This is a genomic window from Halorubrum sp. SD690R, assembly GCF_005435035.1.
GTDB classification, from domain to species: domain Archaea; phylum Halobacteriota; class Halobacteria; order Halobacteriales; family Haloferacaceae; genus Halorubrum; species Halorubrum ezzemoulense.
This window is the reverse complement of the sequence record NZ_SGTV01000003.1, coordinates 159,847-173,997: the sequence shown is the minus strand read 5'-3', so window position 1 is coordinate 173,997 and position 14,151 is coordinate 159,847. Positions and strand designations below refer to the sequence as shown.

General features: G+C 71.8%; 17 protein-coding genes. 6 read left to right on the top strand and 11 right to left on the bottom strand.

Features of this window, described 5'->3' with window-relative positions; genetic code table 11:
* Positions 1 to 49: 49 nt before the first annotated feature.
* Positions 50 to 460, top strand: coding sequence for a hypothetical protein (locus EXE41_RS03305; RefSeq protein ID WP_137690283.1), 411 nt, complete (start codon positions 50 to 52; stop codon positions 458 to 460).
* Here the strand turns inward: EXE41_RS03305 and EXE41_RS03300 are convergent.
* The gene (locus EXE41_RS03300; protein WP_137690282.1) at positions 444 to 872 is read right to left on the bottom strand and encodes a universal stress protein; all 429 of its coding nucleotides are present in this window, start codon (positions 870 to 872) and stop codon (positions 444 to 446) included. The two genes, EXE41_RS03305 and EXE41_RS03300, sit on opposite strands and share 17 nt — an antisense overlap.
* A gap of 274 nt (positions 873 to 1,146) precedes the next feature.
* Entirely contained in the window at positions 1,147 to 1,539 is a 393-nt protein-coding gene (locus tag EXE41_RS03290; protein WP_049929549.1) for a VOC family protein, read from the bottom strand.
* Positions 1,540 to 1,692: 153 nt separating this feature from the next.
* Here EXE41_RS03290 and EXE41_RS03285 point away from each other — a divergent pair, with 153 nt between their 5' ends.
* Complete coding sequence (locus tag EXE41_RS03285) at positions 1,693 to 2,082, top strand: SHOCT domain-containing protein (RefSeq protein WP_089307643.1); 390 nt, start codon at positions 1,693 to 1,695, stop codon at positions 2,080 to 2,082.
* A gap of 13 nt (positions 2,083 to 2,095) precedes the next feature.
* On the opposite strand, the gene purQ is transcribed toward EXE41_RS03285, so the two are convergent.
* Together purQ and purS are read right to left on the bottom strand one after the other, a co-directional pair.
* Positions 2,096 to 2,773, bottom strand: coding sequence for a phosphoribosylformylglycinamidine synthase I (gene purQ, locus EXE41_RS03280; protein ID WP_086216575.1), 678 nt, complete (start codon positions 2,771 to 2,773; stop codon positions 2,096 to 2,098).
* A gap of 88 nt (positions 2,774 to 2,861) precedes the next feature.
* Entirely contained in the window at positions 2,862 to 3,113 is a 252-nt protein-coding gene (gene purS, locus EXE41_RS03275; protein WP_004595793.1) for a phosphoribosylformylglycinamidine synthase subunit PurS, read from the bottom strand.
* 180 nt (positions 3,114 to 3,293) lie between these two features.
* On the opposite strand from purS, the gene EXE41_RS03270 reads away from it, so the two are divergent.
* Positions 3,294 to 4,271: a formyltransferase family protein gene (locus EXE41_RS03270; RefSeq protein ID WP_086220114.1), complete on the top strand. Its 978-nt coding sequence runs from the start codon at positions 3,294 to 3,296 to the stop codon at positions 4,269 to 4,271.
* Positions 4,272 to 4,369: 98 nt separating this feature from the next.
* Positions 4,370 to 4,558, top strand: coding sequence for a hypothetical protein (locus EXE41_RS03265; protein WP_049929553.1), 189 nt, complete (start codon positions 4,370 to 4,372; stop codon positions 4,556 to 4,558).
* Positions 4,559 to 4,611: 53 nt separating this feature from the next.
* Here the strand turns inward: EXE41_RS03265 and EXE41_RS03260 are convergent, their stop codons facing one another.
* Genes EXE41_RS03260 through EXE41_RS03245 form a run of 4 tightly spaced genes read right to left on the bottom strand, consistent with a single transcriptional unit; the run spans position 4,612 to position 7,940 of the window.
* Positions 4,612 to 5,385: a class I SAM-dependent methyltransferase gene (locus tag EXE41_RS03260; protein WP_086220113.1), complete on the bottom strand. Its 774-nt coding sequence runs from the start codon at positions 5,383 to 5,385 to the stop codon at positions 4,612 to 4,614.
* A complete protein-coding gene (locus EXE41_RS03255; RefSeq protein ID WP_086220112.1) occupies positions 5,382 to 6,515 on the bottom strand; it encodes a glycosyltransferase family 4 protein in 1,134 nt (377 codons plus the stop codon). Before EXE41_RS03255 ends, EXE41_RS03260 begins: the two co-directional genes overlap by 4 nt.
* Positions 6,516 to 6,522: 7 nt before the next feature.
* Positions 6,523 to 6,894 carry a 6-carboxytetrahydropterin synthase gene (locus tag EXE41_RS03250; protein WP_137690281.1) on the bottom strand — a complete coding sequence of 124 codons (372 nt, stop codon included), beginning with the start codon at positions 6,892 to 6,894 and terminating at the stop codon, positions 6,523 to 6,525.
* Positions 6,882 to 7,940 (bottom strand): zinc-binding alcohol dehydrogenase, encoded by a 1,059-nt coding sequence (locus tag EXE41_RS03245; protein WP_137690280.1) that lies wholly within the window; start codon positions 7,938 to 7,940, stop codon positions 6,882 to 6,884. The genes EXE41_RS03250 and EXE41_RS03245 overlap by 13 nt, the downstream gene beginning before the upstream one ends.
* Positions 7,941 to 8,106: 166 nt before the next feature.
* Between EXE41_RS03245 and EXE41_RS03240 the strand changes: the two genes are divergently transcribed.
* A complete protein-coding gene (locus EXE41_RS03240; protein WP_086216580.1) occupies positions 8,107 to 8,487 on the top strand; it encodes a hypothetical protein in 381 nt (126 codons plus the stop codon).
* A 34-nt stretch (positions 8,488 to 8,521) separates the two neighbouring features.
* On the opposite strand, the gene EXE41_RS03235 is transcribed toward EXE41_RS03240, so the two are convergent.
* Complete coding sequence (locus EXE41_RS03235; protein ID WP_137690279.1) at positions 8,522 to 9,304, bottom strand: CDP-alcohol phosphatidyltransferase family protein; 783 nt, start codon at positions 9,302 to 9,304, stop codon at positions 8,522 to 8,524.
* Between the two features lies 1 nt (position 9,305).
* Entirely contained in the window at positions 9,306 to 12,269 is a 2,964-nt protein-coding gene (locus EXE41_RS03230; protein ID WP_137690278.1) for an ATP-dependent helicase, read from the bottom strand.
* 134 nt (positions 12,270 to 12,403) lie between these two features.
* Here EXE41_RS03230 and cmk point away from each other — a divergent pair, with 134 nt between their 5' ends.
* On the top strand, positions 12,404 to 13,018 hold the full coding sequence (gene cmk / locus EXE41_RS03225; protein ID WP_049929561.1) for a (d)CMP kinase: 615 nt from the start codon (positions 12,404 to 12,406) through the stop codon (positions 13,016 to 13,018).
* Between the two features lie 30 nt (positions 13,019 to 13,048).
* On the opposite strand, the gene EXE41_RS03220 is transcribed toward cmk, so the two are convergent.
* On the bottom strand, positions 13,049 to 14,062 hold the full coding sequence (locus tag EXE41_RS03220) for a hypothetical protein (RefSeq protein WP_137690277.1): 1,014 nt from the start codon (positions 14,060 to 14,062) through the stop codon (positions 13,049 to 13,051).
* Positions 14,063 to 14,151 lie beyond the last annotated feature (89 nt).

Genomic DNA, 14,151 nt, shown 5'->3' with positions numbered 1-14,151 from the left:
CAGGCGGTAACGTATTGAACTCGCCCCTCGTCGTCGGTCGCGTATCAGCATGTCCGTCGCAAGCGCGGCCCGTCGCGTCGACGAGGATGACAGCCAGTTCCCTGCGCACGGGCTGGTTGAGGCATGCCTCGGCTACCTCCTGTTCTACATCCTCGTCATTCGCGTGACCCCGGCGGTCGTCGCGACGTCGGGCGACGCGGCCCTAAGTCTGCCGTCCTCGTTCGTCCGGTTCGGGCTCGCGGCCCCGCTGTGGTTCGTGCTCGTGGTGACGGCGGTCGACCAGGCGCGGCGGCTCGCGGCGCTCGGGGTCGGCACGTACGACGACCCCGGACTGCGCGTGCGGTCGCGCGTCGTACCGTCGTCGCCACGAACCACGGGGTGTCTGCTCGCGCTGATCGCGGGTACCGCCGTCGCCATGGTAACGTTCGACGGAGCCGCTCTGGTCACCGAACGATCGTGACCGGGACCGGCGACCGCCTGGCGACCGTTTCGGCCACGTTCCCCACGAGGAACCGGCGCGTCATGCGGCGGTGGTCCGCCCCGTGAGCGCCGATCACGACCGTGTCGTAGTCACCCGCCCGATTGATGATGTTCCGGGCCGGGTGGCCGATACCCACGACCGTGTCTATCTCCCGCCCCCGCTCGGCGGCCGCCGCGCGCGCCCGCTCGAAGGCGGGCTCGGCGCGTTCGGCGGCGGCCTCGTCGATGTCGTCCGCAAGGGCGAGGTCCGTCGCTTCGCCGAACATCGAGGAAGGGACACCGACGACGTGTAACACCGTGACGTCGGCCTCCGGAAAGCTGTCGAGCGCGTACGCGAGAGCCTCCACCGAGTGGTCGGAGTCGTCCATCGGGACGAGGATGCGTGAGACCATACCGCAGGTCAGACCGCCTACCCACCTAAGTCTCTTCCTCAGACGACGCCCGGGACGAGCCGATGGGATCCATGGCGCCGCCCCATCAACTCCCCGACACGTCGGTCACGGATCTGCTTCCGCCGCGACGGCGTCGGAGTCGAACGACCAGACCGTCGACACCGCGGCCGCGCCGGCCGCGTTGCCCGTCGCCGCCAGTTCCCCGAGATCCGAGACGCCCCGGCCCCTCGCGGCGATGACCGCACCGGCGAACGCGTCGCCGGGCTCCGGCGGCTCACACCCGCGCTTTCAGCTCCACTCGGTAGCCGAACGGGTCCCTGACGTACACCGCGCCGGCCTCGCCGGTCGCGCCGAGCGGGGAGTCGAGCCGCTTTTCGACCTCGACGCCGGCGTCGGCCAGCTCCGCTTCGATCTCCTCGACCGACTCCTCGACGACGACCGCGACGTGGTCGTAGTTCGTCCTCGCCGGCCGCTCGAACTCGGCGGTCGGCCACAGGTGGATCACCGCGGTCGCGGAGAGCCGCACGTCGAAGAAGGGCTTCTCTCCGGCCGCGTACAGCGCGTCCTCGATGCCGAAGCCGAGCGCCTCGCCGTAGAACTCGCGGGCCGCGTCGGCACCGCCTTCCGGGATGCGGAGGTTGACGTGGTCGATATGGCGTGCCTTCACGGGCGAGTGTTCGGCGTCCGGGCGCAAAAGTCGTCGGGCCGGATACTGCCGGTCCGCGTCCGGCCGGAGACGTGGCGGTCGGCGACGGCGGCGCGGTCCTGCGAACTGCGAACGTCCGCGGCACACTTATACACAGTCATGTAAACATCGCGCATGTCAGTGCTCGAACTCCCCGCGGCGACACTGCTCATGGGCGGGATAGCGGGGTCGGGAACGGCGGGCGGCATGGGGGGTATGGGCGGTATGGGCGGCGCGACGGGGCTCGTTTCGCTCGTCGCCGTCCTCGCGGTCGCGGCGCTGCTCGGGGCGAGCGTCGTCGGCGTCCGGGCGTTGGCTCGTGACGCCGACGGAGAATCGAAGTCGGACGGAGCGGACGAAACTGCGGTCGAACGTCTCCAGCGACGGTACGCGGAGGGCGAACTCACGGAGGCGGAGTTCGAGCGGGCGCTGGAGCGCGAACTGGGGAGCGACGGGACGACCGAAGCCGGGGCGGGGCCGGTCGGCGAACCGGACCCGGCGCGGGAAGCGAAGCGGGCGCGGTAGGGTCGGGACGCGGTCAGGCGAACGCTTCGAGGATCCCCGCGCCGTCCGTGCTGCGGCCGAGGTCCGGGAGCGTGGCGCGCTCGGGGTGAGGCATCAGCACCGCGACCGTCTCGCGCTCGCCGAGGACCCCGGCGACGTTGTCGGTCGAGCCGTTCGGGTTCGCGGCGTCGGTGACGTTCCCGTCGGCGTCGCAGTACCGGAAGAGGACGCGGTCGTCGCCGACGAGGTCGGCGTGGGCGTCCGCGCTTATCTCGAAGCGCCCCTCGCCGTGGGCGATCGGGACCTCGATCACGTCGCCCTCGTCGTAGGCGGCGGTCCACGGCGTGTCAGCGCGCTCGACGCGCAGGTGGACCGGCTCACACTGGAAGCGCGCGGAGGCGTTTGTGGTGAACGCGCCGGGCGTCAACCCGGACTCCGAGCCGATCTGCGCGCCGTTACAGACCCCGATCACGGGGACGCCCTCGTCGGCCGCCTCGCGGACCTCCGCCATGATCGGATCGCGCGCCGCCATCGCGCCGGCGCGGAGGTAGTCGCCGTAGGAGAACCCGCCGGGGAGGACGATCCCGTCGGGGTCGTCGGGGAGGCCGTCCGCGTGCCAGACGCGCTCGGCGTCGACGCCGAGGTGGTCCAGCGCGCGGACCGCGTCGCGGTCACAGTTGGAGCCGCCGAACTGGACGACGGCGACCGTCACGCCGCCCACCTCGCTTGGGCGGCCGCGACCGTCGGGTCGGCGCGGGTCGCGCCGGTGACGATCGGCGTCGTCTCGACGACGGCGACCGTCATCGCTCCGCGACCGCCACGTCGTAGTCGTGGATCGTGGGGTTCGCGAGCAGCCGCTCGGCCATCTCGTCGGCGCGGTCGGCGGCCTCGTCGGCGTCGGCGGCGTCAAGGTCGACCTCGAACCGGTCGGCCGAGCGGAGGTCCGACAGCTCGAACCCGAGCCGTTCGAGCGCCTGCTGGGTCGTCTCGGCCTCCGGGTCGAGGACGCCCCGCTTCAGCCGGACCGTCACCGTCGCCGTGTATGCTGTCATGGTCGTTGGTGCGGAGTCGTGTGTAAAAACCGTTTTGGAACGCCGTTTATACGCATATTTGTGGATACATACCGGTCTTTCGTGCGGGAAGCAGAAACGGCGCGGAACGAAAGGGGCAAACCCCTCCGCCTTCTCCACCGGGTGTATGCAGCCGCTCGAACCCGCGGAGGTGATCGTCGCGTGACCCGCGAACTGACCGAGATCACGGTCGTCGGAGGAGACAAGACCGGACTCATCGCGCGGGTCACCTCCCTGCTGTTCGAGCGGGGAATCAACATCGAGGACCTCGACCAGGCGGTCCGCGAGGGCGTCTTCCGGATGACGACTCGCGTCGACACCGCCGAGATGGAGACCTCGCGCGGCGAGCTCCGGCGCGCGCTCGCCGAGCTCGGCCGCGAGCTCGACGTCGACATCCAAGTCCGGTTCCCGAGCGACCGCGACGCGCGCCGCGTCGCGCTGCTCGTCACGAAGGAGACGCACGCCCCCGAGGCTCTGTTAGAGGCGGAGGAGCGCGGCGAACTCGCGGACGACGGCGAGGCTGAGATCCCGGTGGTCATCGGCAACCGCGGCGACCTGCGGTCGCTCGCGGAGCGCTACGACAAGCCGTTCTACGACGTGGGCGACGGCAACGGCAACACCGACGAGGGCCGGCTCCTCGACCTGCTCGCCGAGTACGACGTGGACCTCATCGCGCTGGCGCGCTACATGCGCATCCTCTCGCCGGAGGTCGTCTTCCGGTACGAGGGCCGGATTATCAACGTCCACCCCTCGCTGCTCCCGGCGTTCCCCGGTGCCGAGGCGTACCGACAGGCGAAGGACGCGGGCGTCCGAATCGCTGGCGTTACCGCCCACTACGTCACGACGGACCTCGATCAGGGCCCGGTGATCGCCCAGCGCGCCTTCGACGTGCCGCCGGGGGCCGAGGTCAACGAGATCAAGCGGCGCGGGCAGCCGCTCGAGGCCGAGGTCCTGCTCGACGCGGTCCGGCTCCACCTCGCGGACGCCATCGCGGTTCACCGCGGCACCGTCCACGTCCGCGAAGACGTCGACGTCGACGCCCAACTCGGGCTGAGCGACGCCGCGGTGAACGCGAACCCGGACGAGCCGGTCGACGGCGAACCGCTCGGCCGATCGCCGCCGTCACCGTCTGACGACTGAGCGACCGCGACCGAGCCGGACCGGCGGGTCGGCCCAATCGGCGCCGTCCGAACGGTCCGCCAGGCAGTTTTAACTAAGCGCGTGCGCAACTGAGTCCAATGCCCGAGTGTCGCGCGCTGACGGCGTTTCTCGCGGACACCGCCGGGGTCGTCCGCAGCGACGAGCGCATGATTCTGCTTTTCCTGCTGCTGCTGTCGATCGCGGCGCTGGCCGTGTTCCTCCACTACACGACGCTCGTGCTCGAGGGGCTCCCGGAGCCGATTCCGACCGAGCCGATCGGCCCATAGTTCGTCCCCCGACAAGGATAGACCGGGCCGGACTCCTCCGTCGATCGAGGGCGTCAGTCGAGGCGGACCAGCAGGTCCCGGTTCGCGGCCTCATATCGGAGCCGCCCGTCGCCGAGCGCCGCTCGCCGCCGCTCCGTCCAGTCGCTCGCGTCGTATCCGGTCTCTCCGACCGCCTCTTCGACCGTATCGAGCAGGTGCGCGAGGACCGTCCGCTCGCCGGACTCGTAGGGGGGCTCGATCCGCCACGGAGACGGCCCCTCCGCGATCACGGTCGCCTCCCGAGCCAAGGCCGCCGCGCCGTCCGGGCCCCCGGCCCTGAACTCCCGCATGTGTCGGTGGTAGCGGTCGAGGACGGCGTCGTCGTCGGGGTCCGCTGGCGCGAAGCGCGTCTCGCCGTCATAGGTTATCGGCGCGTACGCGACGGGGGCCACGTCCGCGAGGGCGGCGACCGCGGGCGCCGCGTCGACCACGTCGAAGAACGCGCAGCCAACGACGGCGTCGAACCGGTCTCCCGCGGCCACCGCCTTGCTCACAGCGTCGAAGGCGTCGGCGACGCGGTACTCGACGGCCACGTCGCCCACCGCCTCCCCGACCCGGGCCTCGCCCGCGGCGAGCGCGGCCTCGTGGGCGTCGACCGCTACCCACCGGCCCCCCTCGATCACGCCCCAGTCGACGAGGCGCTCGACCATCGTCGCCGTCCCGGCGCCGACTTCGAGTATCTCCGGCTCCGGCGGGAGTTCGGCGGCGAACCGATCGAGGACCTCGCGGTTCAGAGAGCGGTCGTCGAGCGCCCGCTTCGCGTCGAGGTACGTCGCGTGGTCGGTCACGCGGCGTCACCCCGCGGCCTCTCGCTACCGGTCGCCGCCAGGAAGTCGACGACGCGGTCGAGCGTCTCGGGCCACCCCGGGCGCGCCTCGTAGTCGCGGCGCGCGGCGATCCCCATCTCCGCCAGCCGGTCGCGGTCGTCGAGGTCCCGGAGCGCCCGGGACACGGCGCGGGGGTCGCTAGGCGGAACGAGGACCCCGGAGTCGCCGTCGCGGACGAACTCGCTCGCCCCGCCCGCGGTCGTCGCCAGCGGAACGCAGCCGAACCCCATCGCTTCCAGGTACACCATACCGAACGGCTCGTACTGCGAGGGCACCGCGAGGACGTGGCTCTCGCGCAGCCGCGCCGCGACGGTCGCGTCGTCGAGTCGGCCGGCGAACCGGACCCGGTCGCCGATCCCGGCCTCGGCGGTCATGCCCTCAACGCGCTCGACGTGCTCGGGCGCGATCGTCCGATCGCCGACGACGGTCAGCCGCCAGTCGACCGCGGCGCGGTCGAGCCGGGCGACTCCCTCGACGAGCGTATCGAGCCCCTTCCGCGGGACGACGTTGCCGAGGAACGTCACCTCCAGCGGGCCGGATCGCGCTCGCTCGCGGATCTCCGAGGCGGAGACCACCGGTTCGAAGCGGTCGCCGGCCGGCGGCGCGACCACGCTGCGCGCCGGCCCGCCGAGCCCGGCCGCGTCCCGGCGGGTCGTCTCGGCGTTGTACACCGCGGCGTCGACCCCGCGGAGGAATCGGCGCTCGATTGCCGCGACCCCGCGCCGACCGAGTTCGGCGCGGACCCGCTCGCCGGCTCCCGTCCCGCTCGATCGCACCCCTTCAGCCGCCCGCGCACGCCACGCGATCATGTGGACGAGCGCGACCGACGGCGCGTCGAGCCGTCGGTTGGCGCACAGCACGGAGGGGTGCGCCAGCCCGTCCTCAACGACGACGTCGAACTCCGAGAGCCGGTCGGCGAGCCGGCGGGCGCGGAGGTTCGGCGCGAGTCGCTCCCGGTACGAGCCCCGCGGGAGCGAGACGACCTCGACCGCGTGCCCGCGATCGCGGAGCCGGTCGCGGAGCCGCCGGTCGTAGTAGAACCCGCCGGACTCGGACTCGATGTCGCCGGCGAGGACGAGCGTGACGCGCATCGGACGGTCACCGCAGGTCGCCGGTGAACGAGACGCTCGCCACGTCGTCCTCGCGGACGGTCACCGTCAGCTCCGTCGCGGCCGGGGCGTCGACGGTCGCGAGCGCGTCGAACAGCGCCCGGGCCAGACGCTCGGCGCTCGGGTTGCCCTCTAGGTGGTCGTTGAGCGTCTCGTCGCGGTAGCGCTCCGCGGCGTCGCTCAGGGCGTCGAGCGCGAGGTCGATATCGAGCAGGTAGCCGTACTCGCCCAGTTCCGGGCCGCGGAACGTCGCCTCCGCGGTGAACACGTGAGAGTGAAGCGCCGCCTCGTCGGTTGGCGGGTTGGGGACGGTGAGGTAGTGCTGTGCGACGAACGACTCGGTGACGGTCAGTTCGTACATGGGTAAGTGAAGAGGAGTTGGAGGGTCGGCTCGCTCTCGTCCGCGAGGCGCCGGTACGCGCTCGCCGCCCGGCCGACCGGGACGCGGTCCGTGACGAGCCGGTCGGCGACGTTGAGGTCGTCGTCGAGCCGCCGGAGTTCGCGCCAGGCGGTCTCACGTCGGCGGTCCCGGTCCCAGCGCCCGCGGAGCTCCGGCGCGATGGTGGAGACCTGACTGCTCCGGACGGTGACGCGCCCGCGGTGGAAGTGGTCGCCGAAGCCGAGGTCGGCGCGCTTTGTCCCGTACCACGATCCGACGAGGACCCGGCCGTCGAACCGCGTCGTCTCGACGGCCGTTTCGAGCGTCTCGGGGCGACCCGACACCTCGACCGCGAGGTCGACGCCGCCCGTATACTCGCGCACGGCGTCGACGACGCCGGCCCGCCCGTCGTACCGGCTCGGGTCGACGACGGCGTCGGCGCCGAACTCGGCCGCGAGCGACCGGCGGCGGTCCTTCGGCTCGACCGCGACGACGGTCTCGACGCCGCTCCGCGCGAGCAGCGCGGTCGTGAGCAGCCCCACGACGCCCTCGCCGAACACCGCGACGCGCTCGCCGATCCGGGGAGCGGCGTCGAGCGTCAGCGTGACCGCGGTCTCGGCGTTCGCGAACAGCGTCGCCGTCTCCGGGTCGATCCCGTCGGGGACCGGACGCAGGGCGTCCGGGGCGACGGCGAACCGGGTCTCGTGGGGGTTGAACGCGAAGACGGTGCGACCGCGCCACGCGGGGTCGACCGCGTCGCCGACCGCGGTCACGTTCCCGACGACCGCGTAGCCGTAACGGAGCGGGTACGAGAGGTCGCCGTCGAGCGCGGGCAGCTCCTCGTCCGCGACCGTCTCCGGGTCGAGTTCGCCGCGGTACGCGAGCAGCTCCGATCCGGCGCTCACCGCGGAGACGGCGGCGTCGACGACCACTTCGTCAGGACCGGGGACGGGCGCCTCCGTCGGGACGACCTCGACGCGCTCCGGACCGACGAACTCTACGGCCCGTCCGGCGTCGCCGTCGCTCACGCGGACTCACCCGTCCGCGGTCGACGACTGAGACGATGTGGCATTGGCGATCACACGGACCGATCCGTCATAAACCCACGGCGGCGACGGTCGGCGCCCCCTCGTCGGCCGTCGATTCGGGGGCGGGAGTAGACATAAGCCGACCGAGTCCGTGGGTCGCACATTCATGACACGCACCGACACCGGCGTCGACGTCGAATCGTTGACCCCCCTCCACTGGATCGGAATCCTCGCCGCGACCGTGTCCGGGATCGTCCACGTCGCGCTCGGCTTCCTGGTCGGGGGGGCGTTGGGGATCTCGTTCTTCTTCGCGACCCTGGGCTTCGGCGCGGGCGTGACGGCGATCGTCTCGGGGTACCGCCGCCGGCTGGTGTACGCGCTCGGAATCCCGTTCACCGCCGGACAGATCGTCCTGTGGTACGTCATCAACTTCGTCTTCGGGACGTACTCGTTCCCGGCCGACGTCGGCGTCTACGGCGCCGTCGACAAGGTCGCGCAGGTCGCGCTGATCGCCGTCCTCGCGGTCCTGTTGTCCCGAGAGTCCTGAGGCTCTCCGCGCGCAGACGGCGGGAGCGTTTCGGTCACTCGCGGTTCGCGGTCGGCGGGTCGTCGCGGCCGAGCCGTCCCGTCGCGGCCGCCCAATCGCGGGCGAAACTCGCCAGTAGCGCCGCGAGCGCGACGCCCGCGAACGCGGCGAGCGGGGAGGTCACCCGAGCGCCCCCGACGCCCGGCACGAGCGCGACCGCGACGGCGGCGAACTGCGCGGTGCCGACGAACGGGCGGACCCGGCTCGGCGGGAGCTCGTACACCGGCGCGCCGGTCCGCCGCCGCCACCACAATGACCCTGCGTAGGCGTACCAGACGCCGCCGGCGAGGAGGTACCACGCCGGGAGCGCCCCGAGCGCGACGGCGACCGCGGCCCCGACGAGGACGGCCAGCGCGTCGGTCGCGCCGTCGAGGCGAGCGCCGAGGATCGTCTCCCGTGTCCGGTGGGCGACCGCCCCGTCGACCGCGTCGAGGCCGACCGCGCCCGCGAACAGCGCGGCGGGGATCCACGGGTGCGGCGGGGCGGCCGCCAGCGCGCCGGCGAGGACCGACGCGAGCCAGCCGCGGAACAGCGTGATCGCGTTCGCCGGGCCGAGCCGCGGGTGCGGCCCGTCGACGCCGGGTCGGTGGTTCGCACCGAGGTGGGTCCACGCGTACGCCGCCAGGTACGCGCCCGGTCCGGCCGCGGCGAGGACCCACGCGGTCCCGAACGTGCGCCACAGCGCGGCGAGCCCGAGCGCGCCGAGCGTCACCGCGCCGGCGAACCGGAGCCGGAGCCGGGAGCGCGGCGACGCCGTCGACGGCGCGGGCTCCGCCATCTCAGTCGCCCTCCCGGTCCCCGGGCGGTTCGGCGCCGCGGTCGGCGCTCCGCGGCCCGTCGCCGATTTCCTCCATGACGCGGGCGTGGAACTCCCGCAGGACCGCGGACTCGTCGTCAGCGATGACCGTGTCGGAGTCGACGAGCGTCGCCAGCCCGAACGCGAGCGGGCTCGGCGAGTCGACGACGCGGTGTTCGACCGCGAGGTTGCCGCCCGCGATCCGGCCGACGGCCTCGCGGATCCCGCCCACGTCGAGGCGGTCCTCCAGCAGTTCGCGGTACGTCTCCTCCAACACGGCGAACTCCTCCAGATCGGCCGCGAACGACAGCAACATTTCGGCGGAGACCTGCTGTTCGGCCGCCGACTTCTCGTACCCCTTGTACCGCTTCAGGATGAGCAGCGCGCGCCCGGCGTTGATCCGGAAGTAGCGCTGGAGCAGGTCGGTCCCCTGAACAGCCTCGCGGAGGTCCTCCCGGACCGTCTCCGGGTCGAGGTCGGCGAGGATACCCGCCACGTCGACCTTGCGGTTGAGCGGGAGCGCGAGGCTGAACCCGCGATCCGCGACCGCGACCGCGACGTTGGCGTCGGTCCGGTTCGCCACCGCCGCCGCGACGAGCCGCGAGAGGCCGTCGTTGAACCGGCGCCCGTACGTCGAGTGGACGTAAAAGCGGCGCTTGTACTCGCTCCGGTCGAGCTCCTCCTCGACGACGAGGCGGTCGGGCGTCGAGACGGCCTCGGCGCCGGCGTACCGGACCTGCTCGTCGTACATCCGGGCGAGCGCGCGGACGGCGTTCCCGTCGAGGGGGAACTCGCGGAGCCACGCTCGGACCGCGGCGGGGCCGGCGCTCGGGTCATCGCCGGCCAGCCGGTCGAGGAGTTCGGCCTGGAACGCCAACACCTCGCGGGCGAGGTCCGCCGAGAGGGGAAGTCGCTCGGCGAACCACGAGGGGACGGTCGGGCGCTCGCTCGTCCGGTCGGCGTACACCTTCGAGCCGCGGCGGTAGCGGAACGCGAACCGCTCGCCGCCAAGCGCGAACACGTCGCCGGACTCCAGCGTGTCGAGATACGACTCGTCGAGCGTGCCGACCCACTCGTCGTCGCGCGTGAACACGTCGCAGGTGAACGAGTCGGGGATCGTCCCTACGTTCGTCATGTAGATGACCCGCGCCAGCCGCCCGCGCTTCCCGACGAGCGTCTCGCCGACCGGGTACTCGGGGTAGTGGTGCTCGCCGTCCGGCGGGTCGTTGCCGTCGCGCCACACCTTCGGGTAGACGTTCTTCTCCTCCAGTCCGTCGTAGTCGCCGGTGAGGTACCGGAACAGCCGCTCGTACGCCTCGTCGCCGAAGCCGCGGTACGGGTGCGCGCGGCGCAGCACCTCCCGGACCTCGCGGTCGGGGCGGATCCGGTTGATGGCCATCCCGTACACGTGCTGGGCGGCAACGTCGTAGGCGCCCTCGGGCGGGAACACCCGGTCCACGAACCCCTCCTCGGCGCGCGCGAGCAGCGTCGCGCACTCGATCAACTCGTCCCGGTCGAGGGCGAACACCCGTCCCTCGACGGTCTCGCCCGGGCTGTGGCCCGCCCGGCCGACGCGCTGGAGCAGCGCCGCGACCGACTTCGGCGAGCCGACCTGAACCACGAGGTCGAGGTGTGGCATGTCGATGCCGAGCTCGAGGCTCGTCGAGGTGGTGACCACGTCGAGATCGCCCGACTTCAGCCCCTCCTCGACCCGCGTTCGCTGCGTCTCGCCGAGGCTCCCGTGGTGGACGCCCGAGTCCGACTCGTCGTAGTCGAACCGCTGGCGGAGCTCCTGAAGGGTTCGCTCGGCGCCAGACCGTGAGTTCGTGAACACGAGCGTGTTCTTGTGGGCCTCGACGAGGTCGTGAAGCGATTCGTAGAAGCGGTCGGTCACCGCCGACCGCGGCGTGTGGATGAGGTCGGCCGCCGGCGTCCGGAGTTCGAGGTCGAACTCGCGGGCGAACCGCGCGTCGACCACCTCGCAGGGGCGCGTCTCGAACCCCTCGAACTCGCCGACGGCGCCCGCGGCGCGCTCGCGCCCCGCGAGGAACGAGGCGATCCCGTCGAGCGGCTCGACCGTCGCCGAGCAGCCGATCCGGGTGATGTCGCCGGGCGCGTGCGGCGCCGGGCCGCCGGCCGGTTCCCCTGCGTCCGGACCCTCGTTGCGCGCCAGTTCCGTCAGTCGCTCCAGCGACACCGCGAGGTGGGTACCGCGCTTGTTCGCCGCCAGCGAGTGGATCTCGTCGACGATCACGTACTCGACGGTCCGGAGCTTCTCCTTGAATTTCGGCGAGTTGAGCAGGATCGCCAGCGTCTCCGGCGTGGTGTTGAGGACGTGCGGCGTCTCCGAGAGCATCGCCTGTCGGTCCGCCTTCGAGGTGTCGCCGTGGCGGATCGCCTGCCTGACGCCGGGGTCGTAGGCGCCGTCCGAGGCCGCCCCGTCGTCGCCGTCGCGGGTCGCGCTCTCCGCCTCCGCGGCGGCGACCGCCTCGCCGATCCCCGCCAGCGGGGTTTCGAGGTTGCGCTCGATGTCGTTCGCGAGCGACTTCAGCGGCGAGACGTAGAGGCAGTAGACGGAGTTCTCGAGTTCGCCGTCGCGGTCGCGGGCGAAGAGGTCGTCGAGGACCGCGAGGAAGGAGGCGAGCGTCTTCCCGCTGCCGGTCGGGGCGGCGACGAGGCAGTTCCGGCCGTCGTCGACGTGGGGGATCGCCTCGCGCTGCGGCGGCGTGAAGAAGCCGCCGTTCTCGCCGACGTACCCGCCGAAGCGTTCGACCCACCAGCGGCGGACCGGCGGCGAGAGCCGGGCGAGCACGTCGGCGTCCGCGATCGGGACCGACTCCGGGTCGAAGTCGGGGTCGGCGATCGCGCCGCGCTCGACCGCGTCGCGGAGGAGCGCCCGCGCGGCGGCCTCGTCGCCGCGGTCCGTGGTTTCGCTCACGGCGATCACGAGGGCTCCGGACGGGAAATCGGTTGCGTCGAACCGCGTCGCCCGCCCGGCGGCGAGACGGCCCGCCCGGCCGGTCCGGCGGGCGTTCCCGCAACCGACCCGTTTATCCGACGGCCTTCCGTGGCGCAACACGCATGAGCGGCACCTCGCCGGAGCCCGACAGACGGATCGACCGGAACCTGTTCGTCACCGTCTCCGGCCCGCCGGGCTGCGGGGCGACGACGCTCGTCGAGGGGATCGCCGACGCGCTCGACTGCGGCTACGTCTCCGGGGGCGAGCTGTTCCGCGAAATCGCGGCCGAGCGGGACATGAGCCTCTCGCAGCTCATCGCCGAGACCGGCGAGTCCGAGGAGATCGACCGGGCGCTCGACCAGCGGCTCCGTCGCATCGCCGAGAAGTGGGGAACCGCGAACAAGGCGTTCGTGCTGGAGTCGCGGCTGGCGGGCTGGCTCGCCGGCAACCGCGCCGACATCCGGATCTGGCTCGACGCGCCCGACGAGGTCCGCGCGGACCGCACGGCCGACCGTGAGGAGATGACCTCGGAGATGCAGGTCCGGGAGGTAATCGAGGAGCAGCGGTACAAGTCCTACTACGGGATCGACCTGTCCGACCGCTCGATCTACGACCTCGCGATCAACACGGGGCGGTGGGACGCCGAGGCGACGCTCGACGTCGCGCTCACCGGGATCGAGCGCTACGACGTCGACGCCGACGAGGGCGCGTTCGACACGCCCGACTTCGAGATCTGAGCCGGCCGGTCGGCCGGGCTGCCGTCGCGGTCAGAACTGGAAGACCGCGCTGAACTGGTTCACGTGCCAGGGGCCGGGGTAGACGCCCCACACCTGGTCGTCGTAGTGGAACGCGCCGACGAAGTGGATCTCGTCCTCCTCTCGCAGGTCGTTCGCGATCTCGCTGAGTCGGTCCGTGCTCTGCTCGTAGTCGTCGGCCTCGCCGACGAACGGGTATCCCGGCTCGTTGAACCCGGGGATCCCGGTCAGGTCGCCGCCCTCGTTGAAGACGCGAATCCCGCCGTCGCCGTTCTCGTCGACCGTGAAGTCGTTCTCCGAGTCGCCGTCGTCGCCGAACTTCTGGCCGAGGTTGTGGAAGCCGACCAGCCCGTTCCCGGCGGGCGTCACGAACGGGTCGCTCGGGCCGAGGTCGCTGTCGTCCGCGAGCGCGGCGAACTTGACGACCCAGATCGTGTACTGACCGTTCGGCAGCGCGTTCTCGACGTTGATGTTGACGCGCGTTCCGGTCGCGCCGCCGTTCCCATTGCCGTTCCCGCCGTTCCCGTTGTCCGGCTTCACGCCGCCGACGGTCGCCGTTCCGCCGACCGCGCCGTATTCGCCCCACGTCACCGGGGCCCACGAGCCGTCGTACCCTTCCTCGCGGTCGTACCCCGCCGGCGGTCGGACGACCTGATGCTTCCCGTCGTTCAGCGAGCGACCGAGCGTCGAGTCGTACTCCTTGCTCCCCTCGATGATCTCGTCGAGCGGGATCGAGACCGGCGCCGGATCGAACAGTTCAACGTCCGGGTCGAACGGCGGGACCTCCCCGGCTGCGTTCGTGATGAAGTTCGGGTTCGGTAAGACGTTGATCTCCGCGCTGGCACCGTTGCCGCCCCCGCCGTTTCCGTTCCCGCCGTTTCCGTTACCCTTCCTCTGCTTCGCGCTCGCGGTCGTGCTCGACAACCCGGCGAACCCGGCAACTCCGAGGAAGCCGAGCGCCCCCCGACGCGACATCGCAGTCATCGGTCCGTCCGTCTCCGCTCCCGTTCGCTTCTCACCGTTCATATCGAATCACCAACGACAGTTGTAACGGCCCGGGCGCGGCGGTATTAGAGCTGACTCGGTCGTGTATCTATAATGAACGATAACAAAGA

What these genes read in the sequence shown, in the direction of transcription:
- EXE41_RS03305 (WP_137690283.1), top strand. Translation starts at nt 50, where the DNA reads ATGTCCGTCGCAAGCGCGGCCCGTCGCGTCGACGAGGATGACAGCCAG.
- EXE41_RS03300 (WP_137690282.1), bottom strand. Translation starts at nt 872, where the DNA reads ATGGTCTCACGCATCCTCGTCCCGATGGACGACTCCGACCACTCGGTG.
- EXE41_RS03285 (WP_089307643.1), top strand. Translation starts at nt 1,693, where the DNA reads ATGTCAGTGCTCGAACTCCCCGCGGCGACACTGCTCATGGGCGGGATA.
- purS (WP_004595793.1), bottom strand. Translation starts at nt 3,113, where the DNA reads ATGACAGCATACACGGCGACGGTGACGGTCCGGCTGAAGCGGGGCGTC.
- EXE41_RS03265 (WP_049929553.1), top strand. Translation starts at nt 4,370, where the DNA reads ATGCCCGAGTGTCGCGCGCTGACGGCGTTTCTCGCGGACACCGCCGGG.
- EXE41_RS03255 (WP_086220112.1), bottom strand. Translation starts at nt 6,515, where the DNA reads ATGCGCGTCACGCTCGTCCTCGCCGGCGACATCGAGTCCGAGTCCGGC.
- EXE41_RS03250 (WP_137690281.1), bottom strand. Translation starts at nt 6,894, where the DNA reads ATGTACGAACTGACCGTCACCGAGTCGTTCGTCGCACAGCACTACCTC.
- EXE41_RS03240 (WP_086216580.1), top strand. Translation starts at nt 8,107, where the DNA reads ATGACACGCACCGACACCGGCGTCGACGTCGAATCGTTGACCCCCCTC.
- EXE41_RS03235 (WP_137690279.1), bottom strand. Translation starts at nt 9,304, where the DNA reads ATGGCGGAGCCCGCGCCGTCGACGGCGTCGCCGCGCTCCCGGCTCCGG.
- cmk (WP_049929561.1), top strand. Translation starts at nt 12,404, where the DNA reads ATGAGCGGCACCTCGCCGGAGCCCGACAGACGGATCGACCGGAACCTG.
- EXE41_RS03220 (WP_137690277.1), bottom strand. Translation starts at nt 14,062, where the DNA reads ATGAACGGTGAGAAGCGAACGGGAGCGGAGACGGACGGACCGATGACT.